11 protein-coding genes are annotated in these 19,221 nt (G+C 73.0%); 3 read left to right on the top strand and 8 right to left on the bottom strand.

The window, feature by feature from the left end; translation table 11 throughout:
- Positions 1 to 247: 247 nt before the first annotated feature.
- Positions 248 to 760, top strand: a complete 513-nt coding sequence (locus ACIQNG_RS01755; RefSeq protein ID WP_401482191.1) for a pyridoxamine 5'-phosphate oxidase family protein — start codon at positions 248 to 250, stop codon at positions 758 to 760.
- Positions 761 to 892: 132 nt separating this feature from the next.
- Here ACIQNG_RS01755 and guaA read toward each other — a convergent pair whose 3' ends face one another.
- Positions 893 to 2,473, bottom strand: coding sequence for a glutamine-hydrolyzing GMP synthase (guaA, locus tag ACIQNG_RS01750; protein ID WP_401437594.1), 1,581 nt, complete (start codon positions 2,471 to 2,473; stop codon positions 893 to 895).
- Between the two features lie 529 nt (positions 2,474 to 3,002).
- Here guaA and ACIQNG_RS01745 point away from each other — a divergent pair.
- Entirely contained in the window at positions 3,003 to 3,317 is a 315-nt protein-coding gene (locus ACIQNG_RS01745; RefSeq protein ID WP_401482188.1) for a chorismate mutase, read from the top strand.
- A gap of 675 nt (positions 3,318 to 3,992) precedes the next feature.
- Positions 3,993 to 4,988, top strand: coding sequence for an LAETG motif-containing sortase-dependent surface protein (locus tag ACIQNG_RS01740; RefSeq protein ID WP_401436860.1), 996 nt, complete (start codon positions 3,993 to 3,995; stop codon positions 4,986 to 4,988).
- Positions 4,989 to 5,097: 109 nt separating this feature from the next.
- Here the strand turns inward: ACIQNG_RS01740 and ACIQNG_RS01735 are convergent, their stop codons facing one another.
- From ACIQNG_RS01735 to ACIQNG_RS01705, 7 genes are all read right to left on the bottom strand, one after another.
- Positions 5,098 to 6,864, bottom strand: a complete 1,767-nt coding sequence (locus ACIQNG_RS01735) for a GMC oxidoreductase (RefSeq protein WP_401482504.1) — start codon at positions 6,862 to 6,864, stop codon at positions 5,098 to 5,100.
- Between the two features lie 185 nt (positions 6,865 to 7,049).
- Positions 7,050 to 8,705 (bottom strand): succinic semialdehyde dehydrogenase, encoded by a 1,656-nt coding sequence (locus ACIQNG_RS01730; protein WP_401482186.1) that lies wholly within the window; start codon positions 8,703 to 8,705, stop codon positions 7,050 to 7,052.
- Between the two features lie 149 nt (positions 8,706 to 8,854).
- Positions 8,855 to 10,870 carry a protein kinase gene (locus tag ACIQNG_RS01725; RefSeq protein ID WP_401482184.1) on the bottom strand — a complete coding sequence of 672 codons (2,016 nt, stop codon included), beginning with the start codon at positions 10,868 to 10,870 and terminating at the stop codon, positions 8,855 to 8,857.
- Between the two features lie 99 nt (positions 10,871 to 10,969).
- Positions 10,970 to 12,796: a protein kinase gene (locus tag ACIQNG_RS01720; RefSeq protein ID WP_401482182.1), complete on the bottom strand. Its 1,827-nt coding sequence runs from the start codon at positions 12,794 to 12,796 to the stop codon at positions 10,970 to 10,972.
- Between the two features lie 195 nt (positions 12,797 to 12,991).
- On the bottom strand, positions 12,992 to 14,035 hold the full coding sequence (locus tag ACIQNG_RS01715) for a serine/threonine-protein kinase (protein WP_401482180.1): 1,044 nt from the start codon (positions 14,033 to 14,035) through the stop codon (positions 12,992 to 12,994).
- 335 nt (positions 14,036 to 14,370) lie between these two features.
- The gene (locus tag ACIQNG_RS01710) at positions 14,371 to 16,170 is read right to left on the bottom strand and encodes a serine/threonine-protein kinase (RefSeq protein ID WP_401482503.1); all 1,800 of its coding nucleotides are present in this window, start codon (positions 16,168 to 16,170) and stop codon (positions 14,371 to 14,373) included.
- 253 nt (positions 16,171 to 16,423) lie between these two features.
- A complete protein-coding gene (locus ACIQNG_RS01705; RefSeq protein WP_401482178.1) occupies positions 16,424 to 19,078 on the bottom strand; it encodes a protein kinase in 2,655 nt (884 codons plus the stop codon).
- Between the last annotated feature and the right edge of the window lie 143 nt (positions 19,079 to 19,221).

Below are 19,221 nucleotides of genomic sequence, written 5' to 3'. Positions count from 1 at the left end.
ATGCTGTTCGGTCGGGCCGAGCGGGGTCTGGTGCGTGGAGCTGTTAAGGCGGAGGAGGGCGGCGACGCGGAGCGTCGGCAACCGACGACAACGCCGCTGGGGGTGCCCCCACGCCTTTCGGGCAGTGGAGGAGCGTGCCAGACCCCGCGACGCCAGGATGATCCGAACGACAGGCCCCAGGGGGAAACAGGACGCCTCCGGCCGATACCGGACAGCGGATGTCGGGTATCGGGGAGAGACTCACCGTATGACCAGTGCGAGCGATGTGAGTGGGACGAGCGGTTCGGATACGGCGAACTGGGGCGGGTTCGTGGCGGCCGAGCCCGCGTTGGCGGCGACGGTGGAGGAGCGGTTCGGGGCGTTCACCCACCATGTGCTGGCGACGCTGCGCAAGGACGGTGCGCCGCGGACGACGGGGCTGGAGGTGCGGTTCCTCGACGGTGAGCTGTGGTTGGGGATGATGCCGGACTCGTTGAAGGCGCTCGATCTGCGCCGGGACCCGCGCTTCGCGCTCCAGGCCAACCCGGGCGAGGGACAGTCGATGGGCGGGGGCGACGTCCGGATCTCGGGGCGGGCGGTCGAGGTCACCGACCCGGCGCGGAAGGGCAGGTACAGCGAAGAGGTGAAACCGCCGGAGCCGTTCCACCTCTTCCGCACCGAGTTGACGGAGGTCGTACGGACCCGCGTCGAGGACGACGCGTATCTGGTCGTGGAGGTGTGGAAGCCGGGGGCGCCGGTGCGCGCCCTCAAGCGGACCTGAGCCGACCCGCCCCGACCCCGGGGGCCGAAAAGCCCCGGAGGCCCTGGGAGCCGGGGAAGCCCCGGAGGCCCAGGAGGCCGGGGAAGCCCTGGAGGCCCAGGAGGCCCGGGAGCCCCAGGGGGCCCAGGGGGGCTACTCCCACTCGATGGTGCCCGGCGGCTTGGACGTCACGTCGAGGACGACCCGGTTGACGTCCCGCACCTCGTTGGTGATCCGGGTGGAGATCCGTGCCAGCACCTCGTACGGCAGCCGGGACCAGTCGGCGGTCATGGCGTCCTCGGAGGAGACCGGGCGCAGCACGATCGGGTGGCCGTAGGTGCGGCCGTCGCCCTGGACGCCGACGCTGCGGACGTCCGCGAGCAGCACCACGGGGCACTGCCAGATGTCGCGGTCGAGTCCGGCGGCGGTCAGTTCCGCGCGGGCGATGGCGTCGGCCTCGCGCAGCAGGTCGAGCCGCTCCTTCGTCACCTCGCCGACGATACGGATACCGAGGCCGGGGCCGGGGAAGGGCTGGCGCTGGACGATCTCCTCCGGCAGGCCCAGTTCCTGGCCGACCATCCGGACCTCGTCCTTGAACAGCTTGCGCAGCGGTTCGATGAGCTGGAACTCAAGGTCTTCGGGGAGCCCGCCGACGTTGTGGTGGGACTTGATGTTGGCGGTGCCGGAGCCGCCGCCGGACTCCACGACGTCCGGGTAGAGGGTGCCCTGGACCAGGAACTCCACGGCCGGGCCCGAGTCGGCGATGATCTCGGCCTGGGCCTGCTCGAAGACCCGGATGAACTCCCGCCCGATGATCTTCCGCTTCTCCTCGGGGTCGGAGACCCCCTTGAGGGCGCCGAGGAAGCGCTCGGCGGCGTCCACGACCTTCAGCTGGACGCCGGTGGCGGCCACGAAGTCCTTCTCGACCTGCTCGGTCTCGCCCTTGCGCATCAGGCCGTGGTCGACGTAGACGCAGGTGAGCTGGGAGCCGATGGCCTTCTGGACGAGGGCGGCGGCCACGGCGGAGTCGACGCCGCCGGACAGACCGCAGATCGCGCGCCGGTCGCCGACCTGCTCGCGGATCGCGGCGACCTGCTCCTCGATGACATTGCCGGTGGTCCAGTCCGGGGAGAGGCCGGCGCCGCGGTAGAGGAAGTGCTCCAGGACCTGCTGGCCGTGCGTGGAGTGCATGACCTCGGGGTGGTACTGGACGCCGTAGAGCTTCTTCTCGTCGTTCTCGAAGGCGGCGACCGGGACGACGTCCGTGGAGGCGGTGACGGCGAAGCCCTCGGGGGCGGCGGAGCAGGCGTCGCCGTGCGACATCCACACCGGCTGCTCGGCGGGGGTGCCCTCGAAGAGGGTGGAGGACGGCTTGGAGACATGCAGGGGCGTACGGCCGTACTCGCGGGCGCCGGTGTTGTCGACCGTGCCGCCGAGGGCCTGGGCCATCAGCTGGAAGCCGTAGCACATGCCGAAGACGGGGACACCGGCCTCGAAGAGGGCGCGGTCCAGCCGGGGGGCCTCGTCGGCGTAGACCGAGGACGGGCCGCCGGAGAGGATGATCGCCGCCGGGTTCTTGGCGAGGATCTCGTCGACCGGCATGGTGCTCGGCACGATCTCGCTGTACACCCGGGCCTCGCGGACGCGGCGGGCGATGAGCTGGGCGTACTGCGCGCCGAAGTCGACGACCAGAACGGTGTCGGGGGCGGCGGCAGCGGGAGTCGCTGATGACACGGGGTGCCTTCCGGCGGTGGGGCGGGGGTCTTCCTGCCGATTCTAACGGGGCCGGACGGGGCACCATCCGCCGTCGGCGGGGGTGGGGCGGTGGAGCACGAGGGGCGGCCGAGCACGGGGGGGCGGTGGAGCACGCGGGGCCGGTGGGGCACGCGGGGCCGGTGGGGCACGCGGGGCCGGTGGGGCACGCGGGGCCGGTGGGGCACGCGGGGCCGGTGGGGCACCGCCTGCTGGTCGCGGGCCGGTCGCGCTCAAGGCCGTCGCCCGCCGGGACCGGTCGCACCCGGGGCCGGCGGACGGGTCGTGCACGGCCCGTCGCACCGGGGGCCCGGCGGACGGGTCGTGCACGGCCGGGGTCACGGCCCCGGGGCTGTGCCATACTCGGCGCATGCACAAGCTCGCGACCTTCCGCTTTACCTATGGCAACCGGCCCGCCGGATGCCATGGTCGTGCCGCTTGAGCCACTGACAAGCGACTTCCCAGGCGCCCCGGGCCGACAAGGTCCGGGGCGTCTGGCGTTTTCCGGGGCTTGTCGTTCCGGGGCCCTGCGACCACCGAAACCCACCTCGCCAGGAGCCCCGACATGACCTCCACCACCGCAGCCGCCGACGTGATCAGCGGCGCCCGTGAACGTATCGACGCGCTGGACGACCGGATCATCGGCCTCATCCAGGAACGGATGGCCGTCTCCGCCGTCGTCCAGGAGGCCCGCATCTCCTCCGGCGGACGCCGCGTGCACCTCTCCCGTGAGATGGAGATCCTCAGCCACTACCGCGAGGCCCTCGGCAAGCCGGGCACCGCGCTGGCGATGACCTTGCTGGAGCTGTGCCGCGGCAAGATCTGAGCGCCTGTACGTACGTATGCCCTCTCACCCGTACGGCGCGTGACCGCCGCGCGCGGCACGTCGTTGGTCCCGATGTCCGTGTCAGCCAGGTGCGGGCCCGAAGGAACCACGCGTGGCTCGCTGGGGCGATGAGACGTACGGATCGTGCCGTGCGTCGTGGGACCTCGCTCCAGGGTTGTGACCGGACGGCAGGGGACAGCAGCCCGGTCACCCAAGAGAACGGTCGGCTCCGGGGACGCCCGGGGCCGGCCGACGGGGTCCGTCCGTCGCACCAGTCGGGTCCGTCCTCTCAAGCGGTCACAGGTCGTCTCAAGCTGTCTTCTCAGGCTCATCTCGTGTCAGAGCCAGCGGTGCACCCCCCGGCGCCGCTCCCAAGCACCGGCGCCGCCCTGACGCCGGTGCTGACCGAGGAAGGGCCCCGCGGCTCCGCCCCGCGGGGCCCTTCTGCATGCCGCCCCGTCACTCGCCCCACTTGGCTCACTCACCTCACTCACCTCACTCGCCTCACTCGCCCCCATTCTGTGACTCAGGCCACATAAAAGTTCTGTGAGAAACAGCGCAACCTTTAACACCCCTCACTGATCAAACCTCTCGAATCAGCGGACCCGCACCCCACGAGCGGAGCCCGACCGACGAGTGCCGCGAGGTCGCGGCGCCGGACTCCACGAGGTCTTCATGAAGCTTCGCCGTGCCATGGCGGCGGCTGCTGCGACAGCCGTCATATCGCCGCTCGCCCTGCTCACCGCCGCGCCCGTCGCGTTCGCCACGTCCCCGACCCCGTCCGCGAGCGAGACCACGGACGACCCTTCGTCGAGCCCCTCCCCGTCCACGTCGGAGTCGGAGACCGACGGCCCGTCGACCTCGCCGTCGACCACTCCGTCCGACACCCCCGCTCCGAGCGACTCGACCTCCACCACCCCGTCGGACCCGCCGTCGAGCACCGCCGCGACGAGCCCCGCCCCGAGCGAGTCCGAGCCGGAGGAGTCCGAGAGCCCGGACCCCGAGCCGTCGGTGTGCGAGGACGAGAAGGTCGATGTCACGATCACCGGTCTGCCGGGCAAGATCGCGGCGGGCAGCGGCTGGCACAAGTTCTCGCTGAACGTGCTGAACACCTCTGACTCCACCCTCAACGGCCTGGACTTCTTCGCCGGGGCCTCCTCGGACCAGGCCGGCGAGGACCTGTTCCAGAGCAAGCGGGTCCAGCTCCAGGCGTGGAACCCGGACGACAAGGTGTGGGAGGACCTCAACGAGGAGGGCTACGCCGTCGGCTACGTCGGCTACACCGACGAGCTGAAGCCCGACCACGAGGTCAACATCCCGCTCCGCATCAACGTGAAGCCCTCGGCCCCGGTCGGCGCCGGCTTCTCCCTCGGCGCGACGATCTACGGCGACGACGAGGCGCAGTGCACCGGCTTCGGCGATGTCGCGTACCGCTTCCAGATCGTGGCCGCGGGCACCGACACCGATGGCACCGAGCCGCAGGAAGGCGGGAAGGTTCCCGTCACCGACTCCAAGCCCGGCTCCAACACCCCGCAGGTGACCGGCAACCTCGCCGAGACCGGTTCCAGCTCCGCGCTGCCCGTCATCGGCCTGGTCGGCGGTCTCGCCGTCGTCGCCGGTGCCGGTGCGGTGTTCGCCGTCAAGCGGCGCAAGGCGGGCGCGCAGGCGTAACAGCGCCCCGGACGCGTCACAGCGGCCCGGGACAAGGGAAGGACCTGCGCTCGGAGGGGGGCGCAGGTCCTTCCCTTTGCGTTTCGCCGCCGGTCCAGGCCACGTCAGGTCAGTCCATCGGTCGTGGAGTCACGCCCCCCGGCATCCCCAGGAACGTCAGCCGCAGTTCACCGAAGGCCCCTTCCGGCACCGCCGGGCTCCTGGGGGCGACCGGGTCGAGACGCTCGTACGGTGTCGTGCCCTGCGCGGGACGGGGGTCCGGCTCGCCCTTGTTCGGCCAGTACGACATCGCCCGCTCGGCCTGGGCCGTGATGGTCAGCGACGGATTGACGCCCAGGTTCGCGGAGACGGCCGCGCCGTCCACGACGGAGATCCCGGGATGGCCGTAGAGCCGGTGGTACGGGTCGATGACCCCGGTCGCCGGGGAGTCCCCGATCGGACAGCCGCCCAGGAAGTGCGCGGTGAGCGGGGTGCCCATCAGCTCGCCGACGTTCGAGCCCGCGAAGCCGTTGATCTCGGCGGCCAGGGCCGAGGCGCCCTCGACGGCGGCCCTGATCTGCTTCGGGTTGGGTTCGCCATGGCCCTGGCGGGCGGTGAGCAGGCCCTTGCCGACGCCGTCCGGCTTCAGATACGTCGTCAGCGAGTTGTCCAGCGACTGCATGACCAGGCCGATGATGGTCCGCTCGGACCAGCGGCGGTTGGAGAGCGAGCGGACCGCCCGCACCGGGTGCCGGGCCGCGTTGCGCAGCCAGGCCGCGACCCGCGAGGAGCCCTCGGCGTAAGGGACTTGCAGGATGGACAGGCCGCCCATGGAGTTGGAGCCCTTGCCGTAGCGGACCGGCTCGATGTGGGTGTGGGCGTCCGGGTGGATGGAGGACGTGATGGCGACGCCGCGCGTGAAGTCGGCCTTCGCGCTGCCGCCGACCTTGCGGTAACGGCGGTCGTCGGTCTGCGCGCCGACCAGCGCCTCGGAGTTGGTGCGGGTCAGTTCGCCGAGCCGACCGGAGAGATACGGCAGCCTGCCGTCCGCCTTCATACGGTGCAGCAGGGTCTGGGTGCCGTACGTACCGGCGGCCAGCACCACCCGCCGGGCCGTGAAGACCCGGCCCCGGTGCCCGGTCCTGCCCTTGCGGCGGTGGTCGGTGGGCAGGGTGGTGACCGCGTACCCGCCCCGCGAGTCGTCGGTGAGCGCGACGGCCGTCGTCATGGGGTGGACGACGGCGCCCGCCTTCTCGGCGAGGTGGAGATAGTTCTCGTTGAGGGTGTTCTTCGCGCCGTGACGGCACCCGGTCATGCACTCGCCGCACTCGGTGCACGCCGTGCGGTCGGGGCCCGCGCCACCGAAGTACGGGTCGGGCACCCGCTCCCCCGGCCGCGCCCCGACCGTCCCGTCGGCGTCCTCGCCGTCGCCGAAGAACACCCCGACGGGCGCCATGTGGAAGGTGTCCCCGACGCCCATCCGCCGCGCCGCCGCCTTCAGATGGACGTCGGAGGGCGTCATCGTCGGGTTGAGCCGTACGCCGAGCATCCGCCGCGCCTGGTCGTAGTACGGCCCCAGTTCCGCCTGCCAGTCGGTGATGTGCCGCCACTGCGGGTCCTCGAAGAACTGCTTCGGCGGTACGTAGAGGGTGTTGGCGTAGTTCAGGGAGCCGCCGCCGACCCCCGCGCCCGCCAGGACCATGACGTTGCCCAGCAGATGGATGCGCTGGATGCCGTACATGCCGAGCTTCGGCGCCCAGAGGTAGTTCCGCAGGTCCCAGGAGTTCCTCGGGAGGGTCGCGCGGGTGAAACGGCGGCCGGCCTCCAGGACGCCCACCCGATAGCCCTTCTCGGTCAGGCGCAGGGCGGTCACCGAACCGCCGAAACCGGAGCCTATGACGAGGACGTCGTAGTCGTAGTGCCTGTACTCGTGCTTGTACTCGTGCTCGTGCTCGTGCTTGTACTCGTGCTCGTGCTCGTGCTTGTACTCGCGCTCGTGCTCGTGCTCGTGCTCGTGCTTGTACTCGTCGTCGTGCTTGTACTCGTCGTCGTCCTGGGGCACGGGGCTCCTCGTCGGGCCGGTCACCGGAAGCGGAACGCCTTCATCAGGCGCAGGCTCGTGCTCATGAACTTGGCGTACTGCTCGTCGCTCATCCCCAGCGACGGTGCCATCGGCAGCAGCCGCTGCTGGGCCACCGTCTGGGCCTCCGTGTACTTGAGGATGCCCTCCGCGCCGTGGCGGCGGCCCAGACCCGAGTCCTTCATGCCGCCCATCGGGGACTGCGCGCTGCCGTAGGCCGGGGCGTACCCCTCGTTGATGTTGACGGTGCCGGTGCGCAGCCGGGACGCGACCTCGCGGCCACGCCGGGCGTCCCGGGTCCAGACGGAGGAGTTCAGGCCGTACGCCGTGGCGTTGGCGCGGGCGACGACCTCCTCCTCGTCGGTGAAGCGGTAGAGCGAGACGACCGGGCCGAAGGTCTCCTCGGCGCACACCGCCATCGGCTCGGTGACGCCGTCGAGGATGGTCGGCTCGTAGAAGTACGGGCCGATGTCGGGGCGGGCCACGCCCCCGGCGACGACGGTCGCGCCCTGGGCGACGGCCTCGTCCACATGCCGCCGTACGGTCTCCAGCTGGCGTTCGCCGACCAGGGAGCCCATGTCGGCGCCGTACGCCAGGGACGTACCGAGCCGCATGGCCCGGGTGCGGGCGGCGAACCGCTCCAGGAAGGCGTCGGCGATCGACTCGTGGACGTACAGCCGCTCGATGGAGATGCACAGCTGGCCCGCCGAGGAGAAGCAGGCGCGGACGGCTCCGGCGGCGGCCTTCTCCACGTCGGCGTCGGCGAGGACGAGCATGGCGTTCTTGCCGCCGAGTTCCAGGGACACCCCGACCAGCCGGGCGGCGGCACCCTGGGCGACCTCGCGGCCGGTGCGGGTGGAGCCGGTGAAGGAGACGTAGTCGGCGTGCCGGACGACCTCGGGGCCGACGACGGGTCCGTCCCCCAGCACCACCTGGAAGACCTCGGCGGGAAGTCCGGCCTCGATCAGCAGGTCACGGGCCCACAGCGCGGTGAGGCAGGTCTCGGTGTCCGGCTTCATCACGACCGCGTTGCCCGCCACGAACGCCGGGAGCGCGTCGCCGACGCTCAGTTCCAGGGGGTAGTTCCAGGGGGCGATCTGGCCGACGACCCCGCGCGGATGGCGCAGTTCGGTGACCCGGGTGAGCGTGGGCACGGCGCCCGCGTGCCGCTTGGGCCGCAGATAGGCGCCGGCCCGGCGGCCGTAGTGGCGGGCCGCGACGGCGACGGCCTGCACCTCCTCGTGGGCGTGCAGCCGGGCTTTGCCGGTCTCCAGTTGGATCAGGTCCAGCACCTCGGCCTGGCGCTCCAGGACCAGATCGTGGAAGCGCAGCAGCACCGCCGCGCGCTGGCGGACCGGGGTGCGCGCCCATACGTCCTGCGCGGCGCGGGCCACCGCGAACGCCTCGGCCACGTCCTCGGGCGTCGACTCCGGCAGATCGGCCAGCTTCTCGCCGGTGTACGGGGAGTGGTTCGCGGTCCGTCCTGAACCGGCCACGCCCTTGGTGAGCTGGGCGATCACCTCCGGGGTCACCACGTCGGCGGCGGTGCGGACACCCGCCGGGGCGGGGGCGACGGGGTTCGTACCGGTGGGAATGGAGGTGGCGAAGGTGGCGGAGGTGGCGGAGGTGGCCTTCTCGGGAGCCTGCGCGTCGGTCATGAGGCGCAGGGTATGCCGCCGGGAAGCCTTTGTGTACCCGTCGGTAATCGCCATTCACCGAGTACACACATCCCGCCAGCGATCACTGGCAACGAATGCGCTGATCAGGGGGTTGTACGGTGTCGAGGCCCGCGCGACCCGGCCCGTGCTCAGCCCTCGCCCAGCTCCAGCCGCTCCCGGGCGCCGACGAACACCGCCGTCCCCTGCTCCTCCTCCGGGGTGTCCCCGGGCATGTCCACGCGCAGCTCGTACAGCCGGGAGTCGTCGGTCAGGATCATCAGCTGCATGACCCGGGTGACCTGGCCGTCGGAGGAGTACGTGGTGTCCGCGAGGACCGCGGAATCGCCCTGGAAACTGGTCTCCTCGTACTGCGTCCGGGCGTCGGGGTCGTAGCCCGCCCAGGTGGAGGCCGCCTCCAGCGCCTGGCCCATCGGGTCGCGCGGCGCGGCGTCCCACTGGGTGAGGCGGACCTGGACCGACCCGTGCTCGAAGACCACGAGCCGGGGCTGGTCGTCGGGACCGCCCTGCCGGGCGAACTCCAGGTAGTCCACGGGCAGTGCGAGGACGGCGTCCATCCCGTTCTCGCGATGGGTCACCCAGCTCTCGGCGGCGGGCGTGGACTCCGGGTACGTCTCCGTGTCGTCGGGGGGCGGGGTGGAGCGGGTGTCCGTACCACCGGAGGACCGGCTGGAGCCGGTCGCGCCCTCCGCCACGGCCGTACCACCGCCGCCCTCCTCGTCCATGAACGCGGCACCCACCCACATACCACCGGCGAGCAGCGCGGCCACGGCTGCGAGGGCGATGACGCGGGGGCGGAGGCGGGAGCGGGAGCGGAGGCGGGGACGGGGGCGGGTGGGGGTGCGTATAGGTGTGCGGGTGCGGCGGCGCGCGGGGGGCGGCGGGGTGTCGGGGGCGTCGGCGTCCGGGGTGGGGGTGTCCGGGGCCGGGGCATCGGCGTCCGAGACGTCGGCGTCCGGGGTGCGGGCGTCAGGCCCGGGCTCGTCGGCGGGGTGCTCCCCGGCCGGTTCCTCTGTGCGGGCCTGCTCAGCTGTGGGGTTCTCGGCGCTTGGCTGCTCGGCGGTGGGCTGCTCGGCGCCTGGCTGCTCGGCGGTGGCCTGCTCCGCCTCAGGTTCCTCGGCGGTGAGCCTCTCGGCCCCGGGCCCCTCGCTCTGAGGCCCCTCGCCATGGGTCCCCTCGCCATGGGTCCCCTCGTCCCCACCCCCCGTACCCGCCCCGCCCCCCAGCAGTACCGTCCCCGCGTCGTCCCCGAACTCCCGTAGGCCCGAGGGCTCCTGGGTCCGGCCCGCCTCCTCCCCGCGCTCGGGTATCGGCCATCCCTCCGCCACCGCCTCCAGCAGGGCCGCCGTCTCGGCCGGGCCGGGGCGGTCGTCGGGGTTCTTCGTCAGCAGGCGGACGATCAGCGGCCCGAGCGGGCCCGCCCGGCGGGGCTCGGGCGGATCGGCGGCGAGGATCGCGGCCAGCGTGGACTCCACCGTCGTACGGCGGAACGGCGAGCCGCCCTCGACGGCGGAGTACAGCAGGACGCCCAGCGACCACAGGTCGGAGGCGGGTCCCGCACCGCGCCCGGACATCCGCTCGGGCGCGACGAACTCCAGCGAGCCGATGAACTCCCCGCTGACCGTCAGCGACTCCTCGCCCTGCACATGCGCGATCCCGAAGTCCGTGAGGACCACCCGGCCGTGCGGGCCGAGCAGCACATTGGCCGGTTTCACATCGCGGTGGACGATGCCGACGGAGTGCGCGGCCCGCAGCGCGCCCAGTACGGCGAGACCGGCCCGGGCCGACTCCGCGGGCGTCAGCGTGCCCCGGCGCAGCCGCTCGTGCAGCGACTCGCCGCGGATCAGCTCCATGACGATGAACGGCAGTCCGTCCTCCACCACCACGTCATGGATGGTGACCGCGCTCGGATGCTCGACCCGCGCCGCCGCCCGCGCCTCCCGGTGCAGCCGGTGCGCGGCCCGCTGATGGACCGTGTCGTCCGGGTCACCGGGCAGATGGGGCTGCTTCACGGCGACCTCGCGGTCGACGAGTTCGTCGTGGGCCCGCCACACCGCCCCCATGCCCCCGGATCCGATGCGCTCGACCAGCCGGTAGCGCCCGCCGATCAGCCGTCCCTCGCGCCGGTGTCCGCCGCCGTCAGTCATGGCACATGCCTACCGTGCGAAGCGCCCCGTTGTCGATGTGAACCCGGGGGCCCGCAGGGGCAACGGCCGCCGCCGGGACGGGGGTTCACGGCCGGCTGCTCACAGGGTGTCGAAGTCCAGGTTGGTGAGGACCGTGTCCGCGACCTCGCGTCCCCGGTCGGTGAAGTCTCCCTTCCCGGGGTAGCCCACGGTGAGCTTGTACATGTCGCCGCCGGTGGTCCGGTAGTAGAACATCCGCAGTTCGAGGGGGCGCGGGTCCTGGAGGTCGGTGGTCGTGAACGTCACCGTGTTCTCGGCGGCCTTCTTGCCCTTGAAGGCGACGTTGGGCCGGGGATCCGTCTTCGGGTTCTCCGGCATGCCGAGGCTGTACGAGCCGCTGTCCTTGTAGGCGGCCTCGTCGTCGTACATCTCGGCGGACGCCGAGCCCGCGATCTCGTCGGCGGTGTCCTCGGACTTCTTGTCCAGGTTCACCCCGATCCAGAGGGCCCCGCTCCGGTCGGTGTAGCGCACCCAGTTGCCGTCGTCGTCCTTCTCGGGCACCTCCCGCTGGTAGCCGTCCGGTACGGCGAGGGTCACGCCGAGGGACTTCTCGTGCTTGGTCGCCCAGCGCTCGGGCAGCGGCCCGGCGAACGGGTCCGCGATCACCAGGTACGCCCCCACCGCCGCCGCGACCACCACGGCCCCCAGCGCGGCCCACGCCGTACGCCCGAACCGCGACCGCCGCCTCACCGGCACGACCTGCGTGGGCGTGGGCGGCACGGGCGGTGCGGGCGGGTGGGCGGCGGCCTCCAGCAGCGCCCGTACCCGGGCGGCGTCCGGACGGCGGGCCGGGTCCTTCTGGAGCAGCCCGATGATGACCTCGGCGAGCGGCCCGGCGGCGGAGGCGGGCGGGGCGGGCGTCGCGTTGAGGACGGACTGGAGGGTGGCCGGGGTGTTGCTGCGGCGGAACGGCGAGACGCCCTCGGTCGCCGCGTACAGCACCACCCCCAGCGACCACAGGTCGCTCGCCGGGCCGGGGCGCTGGCCCAGCACCCGCTCCGGCGCGATGTACTCGGGCGAGCCGACGAACCCGCCGGTGTCGGTCAGATTGGTCTCGCCCTCGATCTGGGCGATCCCGAAGTCGGTGAGGACGACCCGGTCGTTCCGGCCGAGCAGCACGTTGTCCGGCTTGACGTCCCGGTGCAGGACGCCCGCCGCGTGCGCGGCCTCCAGCGCGCCGAGCACCTCCAGGCCGACCCTGGCGGCCTCGCGCGCGCTGAGCGTGCCCTCCTGGAGGGCGTTGCCGAGGGAACGGCCGCGGACCAGTTCCATGACGATCCAGGGCCGGCCGTCCACGACCGCCACGTCATGGACGTTGACGACGGCGGGGTGGTCGAGCCGGGCGGCGGCCCGTGCCTCGCGCCGCATCCGCTCGAAGGCGTTGGCCCGTTCACGCTCGGGAAGATGGTCGGGGACGCGCGGTTCCTTCACCGCGACCTCACGGTCGACCGTCTCGTCCTTGGCCCGCCAGACGGTGCCCATCCCGCCGTGCCCGAGCTTGGACAGCAGCCGGTAGCGCTCGGCGACCAGCCGCCCGGCACCGGGGTCCTGGGACACCTGCGGCGGACGCCCGGGCGCGGCGGCCTGCTGCGGGACCGGGGCGGGCCGCCGGTGCTGGGCGGGCGGCTGCTCGGCGGGATGCGGCTGCGCCGACTGCTCGTGCGGCGACTGCGCGTGCGGCGGCGGCACCGGCGCTGACGGGGGCGACGGGGACGCCGGGGAGGAGGGGGAGGTGGGGGAGGTGGGGGGCGACGGGGAGGACGCCGGGGTTGCCGGGGCCGCGTAAGGATGGTCCGGGTGCGGGACCGAGGCATGCGGATTCGGCGGTTGCAGTTCGAAACTCGTCGGCTCGTCGGCCCCGTTGCGGGCTCCCCCGTTGCTGCTCATGAGCCCATCCATATCGCGCCGAACGCTCCCGCATCCACCTCGAAAGCGGCGCGGTCACACACCCGTGACGCAGGTCGCGGCTTATCTCCTAATTATGGGGGTGCCTCTCGGGGATCTACGGGGGATCTACGGGGGTGCTTCTCGGGGGATTACGGGGGCATCTCTCGGGGATCTACGGGGGTGCCTCTCAGGTGTTCATGGGGGCGCTTCCCGAGTCATACTCGCCGACGGTCCGCCCGGTCCGCCCGGCCAGTCCGGCTCCCCGGTCCCGTCGCCGCCCCCGCCCGCCAGCAGCGCGGCCGAGATCGCGGCCCCGATCAACGCCGCCACCAGCAGCGCGGCGGCCAGCAGGCTCCTGCGGGACAGCGCCCGGTCGACCCGGTCCCGCCGTCGCTCATGCATCCGGCCCGTCTCCAGGAAGGCCCGCAGCATGTCCTCGGCGCGGGCCGCGTCCAGTCGCCGTTCCGGATCCCGCTCCAGCAGCCGCTGTACGACGGGCAGCAGCGGCCCCGCCTCCTCGGGCACCCTCAGATCGCCGGAGACCACGGCGTTGACCGTGCCGCCCACCGAGGCGCGCTGGAAGGGTGAGGCGCCGCTCACCGCCGCGCACAGCAGCGCGCCCAGCGACCACAGGTCGGAGGCGGGTCCGGTGCCCGCGCCCGACATCCGCTCCGGCGCGGTGTACTCGGGCGATCCCACGAAGGTGCCGCTCTCGGTGAGGGTGGAGGCCCCGGAGACCCGCGCCACCCCGAAGTCGGTGAGGACGACCCGCCCGCTGCCGGACTCGACCAGGACGTTGGCGGGCTTGAGGTCCCGGTGCAGCACCCCGGCCGCGTGGGCCGTGGCGAGCGCACCGAGCAGCGCGACCCCGATCCGGGCCGCCTCGCGCGGATCGACCGGACCGTCCGCCGCGATCCGGTCGGCGAGCGAGCCGCCGTCGATCAACTCCATGACGAGATACGGCCGTTCTTCGTGCTCCACGACGTCATGGACGACGATGAGATGGGGATGGTGCAGCCGGGCGACCGCCCGCGCCTCCCGCAGGATCCGCTCCCGCTGCACCCGGGCCCGGTCCGGTGAGAGGGAGGAGGTGTCGAGGACGAGTTCCTTGACCGCGACCCGGCGGCCGAGCAGTGCGTCGGTGGCCTGCCAGACCACTCCCATACCGCCCCGTCCGAGCACCGTCTCCAGCCGGTAACGGCCCGCGACGACACGGCCATCCGCGCGCTCGCTCCCCATGGGCCCCATCATGCCCGACCCGGACGCACCCCTTCCGGAGCGCAAACCGGCAGGTGGCCGACAACCGACGCTGGTCGCGGGCGGGGACGCGGCGACGGACGGGAGAACTCCCGTGGGCCGTCCGGGGATCACCGCGGTGGACGCGCCCGCCCGATACGACCGAATCCCGCCCCCGGCCCCCGGCCTCGGACACGCCCCCCCCCACCAGGGCGACCGGATGTCAGGGATGCCGTAGGGCAGAGGTGTCAGGGGTGACAGGGGTGACAGGGGTGACAGGGGTGTCAGAGGTGTCAGAGGTGTCAGAGGTGTCAAGGGTGACAGGGGTGTCAGAGGTGTCAGGGCGTCACCGGCTGCCGCCAACCGCGCAGCACGGCGTCGAAGCTCTCGGCCGTCGTCGCCCACTCCTCCGCCGGGGAGGCCATGTAGATCGCGTACTCGACGCCGTCCCGGGCGACATACATCAGGTCCACCGCCCGGTACGCCCCCGGGAACTCGGTGTCCTTGGCCTGCGCGGTCCAGGTGTACTCCCAGCGGCCGGCGGGCCGGTCCCGGTAGGTCTCGCGCTTCAGCGACATCTGCCGGTAGTCGACCAGCCGGTCCCTGAGCTGCTGGTCGAGGTCGACCAGATGTTCGTAGGGGTCGGCGAAGTCGGGGGACTTGTCGACGGCGACCCGGACGAAGGTCCGTCCGCCGTCCGGGGTGTAGTCGACGCGCTGGAGGTCGCCGTCGACCACCGGCTCCTGCCGTTCCCAGTCCGCCGGGAGCGACAGCCCGAAGCCCAGCGGGTCACTGACGGGGACCCACCCGTCGGGTATCCCGCCCGAGGTCTCCTCGCCCGGTGTCCCCTCGCCCGCGGACGCCTCGGGGCCGGGTGTCGTGGAGTTCGGCCGGTTCCGCGCGGTGTCGTCGGCCTGCTGCCCCTGCGGGGGTCCCGTGGAGTCGTCGCCCTGATCCATCAGCACGGCCGTACCGCCGCCCACCAGGGCCGCGACCGCGATCACCAGCGCGAGCGTGCGAAGCCGCCGCTGCCGCCGGGGCGGCCGGGGACCGTCCGTCCTCCCGCCTGCCCCTGTACCCGTACCCGTCCCCGTACCCGTCCCCGGGCCGGGTGACGGGCGGGACGCCGTCTGCCCGGCGCCTTGGCGATACGGCGTCGGCGCCTCGGGCCCGTGGGACTGCGCGGCCGGTGCCGCCTGCGCGGCGGCGTGCACGGCCGGTGCGGCGTGCGCGGCGTGCGCGGCAGGTGCGTTCCGGGCCGTCGTCCCCGTGCTGTCCCCGGCGTCCAGCGTCGTCGGCACATACGCCTGGGCCGCCCGGGGCCGCCGTCCCTCCGCCGCCTCGGCGAGCAGTTGCTCGGCCTCCTCGGAACTCGGCCGGGTCGCCGGGTCCTTGCGCAGCAGCGCGGAGATCACGGGCCCGAGCGGACCGGCGTACTGCGGTTCCCCGGGCTCCTCCTCGACCACCGCCTGCATCGTGCCCAGCGGCGAGGTGCGGCGGAACGGCGAGAGGCCCTCCACCGCCGTGTAGAGCGTCGCGCCGAGCGCCCACAGGTCGGCGGACGGGCCGGGGTCCTGCCCGCGCACCCGCTCCGGGGCCAGATAGTCCACGGAACCGACCACTTCACCCGTCCGGGTGATGGTGCTGTCGCCCTCTATCTGCGCGATCCCGAAGTCGGTGAGCAGCACCCGGCCGTCGCGCGCGAGCAGCACATTGCCCGGCTTCACATCGCGGTGCAGCACTCCGGCGGTGTGCGCGGCGCGCAGCGCCCTGAGCACCCACAGCCCGGTGCGCGCGGCGTCGGCCGGTGGGATCCGGCCCTCCTCCTTGACCGCGTCGGCCAGCGACCGCCCCTCGACCAGTTCCATCACGATCCATGGCCGGCCGTCGTGTTCGAGTACGTCGTGGACGGTGACCACGGCCGAGTGGTTGATCCGCGCCGCCGCCCGCGCCTCGGCCCGGGTGCGGGCCAGCAGCACCGCCCGGTCGCCGTCGGAGACATAGTGCGCGGCGGTCAGCTCCTTGATCGCCACGGCCCGGTGCAATACCTCATCATGGGCACGCCATACCCGGCCCATACCTCCGCTGCCGATGGCTTCGGTCAGCCGATAGCGGTCCCCCAGGAGCAGGCCCTGCATCTGATTCACGTTTCCCCGCAATGCTCTTGACAGGGCCAGCGTAGGGACCACCCCGCCGACACGGAACCGGCGCGCGGACACGGAGACCGCACTGTGACGGTTGTCGCTTTATGAGCGGTGAAGGAACCAGTGGGATACCGCGAAAGAATGTCTGACGTGTTGTGAAAATCCCAGGTGGCGCGGCGCGTACGGCGTCACGCGCGGCGGTACGTCCATGGCGGCCGGGCGAGCCGGACTCCGGGCGCGATCTCGATCAGTCCGTTACCTGGTACGTGGCCGCCGCCTGCTCGAACAGCCGGGTCACCTCGTCCCGTTCGGCCTCCGGGCCGCGTATCTGGACCACGTGGTACTTCCCGTCGATCAGGATGGCGAGGTTGCGGACGAACAGCTCCCGTCCGTCGTCCCCGGTCCAGGTGAACTGCCCCTCGGCCATGCTCCGGCCGCCCACCTCTATGGACTTCAGCCCCGTCGAGGTCGCCCAGCTGGAGGCCCGGTAGGGCTGCAACTCCGGCTCGCTCTCGCGCTGGTACACCATCGGGTCGCTGCCGTACTCGTCCGTCGAGTCCCGGCCCGGCACCACGATCAGGTCGAACGAACCCTGCGTGTACACCACCTGCCCGCGCCCGTTCCCGGGTGTCCGGTCCCAGCCGTCGGCTACCGCCACCCGGAACCCTTCGGGGTCCTTGCGCAGGGTGAACCCGTCGGCGACATCCGGTGCGGCGGGCCGGGTGCCCTCCGACTCCCCGGTCCCGTCGTCGCCGCCCTCGCCCTTGTCGCCCGGGGTCGTCTGGTCGGGGCGCGGTTCGCTGCTCGCGTCGGGCTGTTCGGAGACCTCGCTCACTCCCCCGACGGCCCCGGTCCGGTCCTGTCCGCCGGTGCCGCTCGCCCCGTCCTCGCCGGCCTTCGGCATGAACATCGCCGCATAGACGATCGCCCCGGCCATCATCAGCAGCACCAGGACGAGCAGGGTCCGGCCGAGTCTGCGCGGTGAACCGCTCTCCTGCCGGGCCCGCTTGTGCCGTCCGTGCGTCGCGGGCAGCCCGGCCTTTCGCCTGCGGACCAGCTCGCCCCGGCGGCGCACCACCGGCAGCCGGCGGGTGTCGACGGGGGGCGCGGCCACCACATGCACCCCGGCCTCCGGCTCGGGTGCGGACCGCACCAGGGACCGCAGCCAGCCCCGCAGTTCCTCGAAGTCGATCCGCTCGGTGGGGTCCTGGCGCAGCAGCGATTCCACGACCGGCCGCAGCGCCCCGCACTCCTCGGCGAACGCCGGGGGCTCCCCGCACACCATCTGCACCAGTTCGGCCGTCGACTCCTCCGGGTAGGGAGCGTGCCCCTGTACGGCCCGGAAGAGCAGCGCGCCCAGCGCCCACAGGTCGGTCGCGGGTCCGATCGGCGCCGCCAACTGCCAGTTCTCATGCACCGGACCGGCCTGCTCGGGCGCCCAGCGCTCGGTCACCGGCCCGACCACGGCCATCCGCGCCTGTCGCGCCCGCTCGGCGGCCAGCGCGGTGGCGGGGCCGCGCCGCACCGGGCTCGCGGCGGCCCGGTCGTCCCAGCGGGTGGGGCCCTCCTCGGCGTCGGGCGGCAGCCCGGTGGCCGCCGTACGCCCCGGCTCGACCCGCGCCCCGCTCGCACCCACCCCGTAGGGGTCGGCTATCTGCCCGGGCGGCAGTTCCGCCCGTCCGTTCTGCTGGGCCTCCTGCACCCGGGCCGCCGCCCGCGCGCCCGCCCGGTACGCGGCGATCGCCCCGGCCCGCGCCGCCCGGACGTCCCCACCGCTCTCCACGCCTCTCGGGGCGGGCACCACGGCTCCGCCGCCGCCTTGCTCCCCACCCGGCAGTCCCCCGACGCCCCGGGCCTCGATGGCGGCCCGCCGCGCGGCCTCAGGATCCCCGGCGGCCACCCCACCGGCAGCCCCACCGGAGCCACCGGCACCGGAGCCGACACCGGGGACCCCACTGCTCCCGTGACCACCGGGCGCAGCATGACCACTGTGACCACCGGGAGCAGCGTGACCACTGTGACCACCGGGAGCACCGCGATCACCGGGAGCACCGCGATCACCGAACCCGGCGGGAAGACCGGGCAGACCGGGGACGCCAGGCCCCCCGGACACCCCGGACACCCCGGACACCCCGGGTCCCGCGGACAGGGCAGGGGAGTTACGCGAGCCGCCCGGGTTCCCGTACCCGCCGGGGCCGCCCGCGCCGGGGGGTCCCCCGGGGGCGCCGGCCCTGCCGGGTGGGCCGCCCGCGTTCGCCGGTCCGGGGGTTTCCTCCCCCTCCGGCAGCGGCACCGGGTCGTACCCGCACAGTGCCTCCTCCGCCGCGCCGACCGCGAGCCCGGTCAGCATGACCCGGCCGTCGTCGCATATCAGCACCGTGCGCGCGGTGAGGTTGCGGTGCACCCAGCCGTGGGCGTGCAGCACCCGCAGCGCCATCAGCACGTCGGAGGCGACCTCGGCGGCCCGGTACGGCGTCAGCGGCTCCTCGGCGAGGAGCGCGGCCAGCGGTCGGGCGGGGACCAGTTCGCTGACTATCCACAGCGAACCGCCCTCGGCGAACACGTCGAAGACCTGGTCCAGCCGGGGATGGTCGGGAATCCGCGCCGCGGCCTGCGCCGCCTCGACCGCCCTGCGCACCGCCGGATCGAGGGACCGCCGCCCACCGGCGCCCCGCGCGGCCGGCCCGCGGCCCGCGCCGCCTCGCGCGGTGAACCCCTCAGGCAGCCCTTCGGCGTCGAGCACCTCGGCCTCGACCACCTCCGGCAACGGCACCTGCCGGACCAGCACTTCCTGTCCGCTGTAGGTGTCGAAGGCCCGGCTCTCGCTGAGTTCGTACTCCTCGGAGGGCGGCAGCGGCAGGCGGTAGCGGTCGGCGAGCACCCGTCCCGCGTAGTCGTCCACGATGCCTCCCCCGGCCGTCCGGGTTGGTCAATTCCGTTCGTCTGGCGTCCCGTTCCGGAGGCGTACGGCTCCGGATGCGCACGGTTCGCAAGCACTCACGATACGTGCCAGAGGCAAGTCGCAATGAGGGGATGGGAGATCTC

It is taken from the genome of Streptomyces sp. NPDC091377 (genome assembly GCF_044757045.1).
Taxonomy (GTDB): Bacteria; Actinomycetota; Actinomycetes; order Streptomycetales; family Streptomycetaceae; genus Streptomyces.
Note: the sequence above shows the minus strand (reverse complement) of the source record. Positions and strands in the feature narration are given on the sequence as shown.

What these genes read in the sequence shown, in the direction of transcription:
- ACIQNG_RS01725 (WP_401482184.1), bottom strand. Translation starts at nt 10,870, where the DNA reads ATGACTGACGGCGGCGGACACCGGCGCGAGGGACGGCTGATCGGCGGG.
- ACIQNG_RS01740 (WP_401436860.1), top strand. Translation starts at nt 3,993, where the DNA reads ATGAAGCTTCGCCGTGCCATGGCGGCGGCTGCTGCGACAGCCGTCATA.
- ACIQNG_RS01715 (WP_401482180.1), bottom strand. Translation starts at nt 14,035, where the DNA reads ATGGGGAGCGAGCGCGCGGATGGCCGTGTCGTCGCGGGCCGTTACCGG.
- ACIQNG_RS01730 (WP_401482186.1), bottom strand. Translation starts at nt 8,705, where the DNA reads ATGACCGACGCGCAGGCTCCCGAGAAGGCCACCTCCGCCACCTCCGCC.
- ACIQNG_RS01720 (WP_401482182.1), bottom strand. Translation starts at nt 12,796, where the DNA reads ATGAGCAGCAACGGGGGAGCCCGCAACGGGGCCGACGAGCCGACGAGT.
- ACIQNG_RS01710 (WP_401482503.1), bottom strand. Translation starts at nt 16,170, where the DNA reads ATGCAGGGCCTGCTCCTGGGGGACCGCTATCGGCTGACCGAAGCCATC.
- ACIQNG_RS01755 (WP_401482191.1), top strand. Translation starts at nt 248, where the DNA reads ATGACCAGTGCGAGCGATGTGAGTGGGACGAGCGGTTCGGATACGGCG.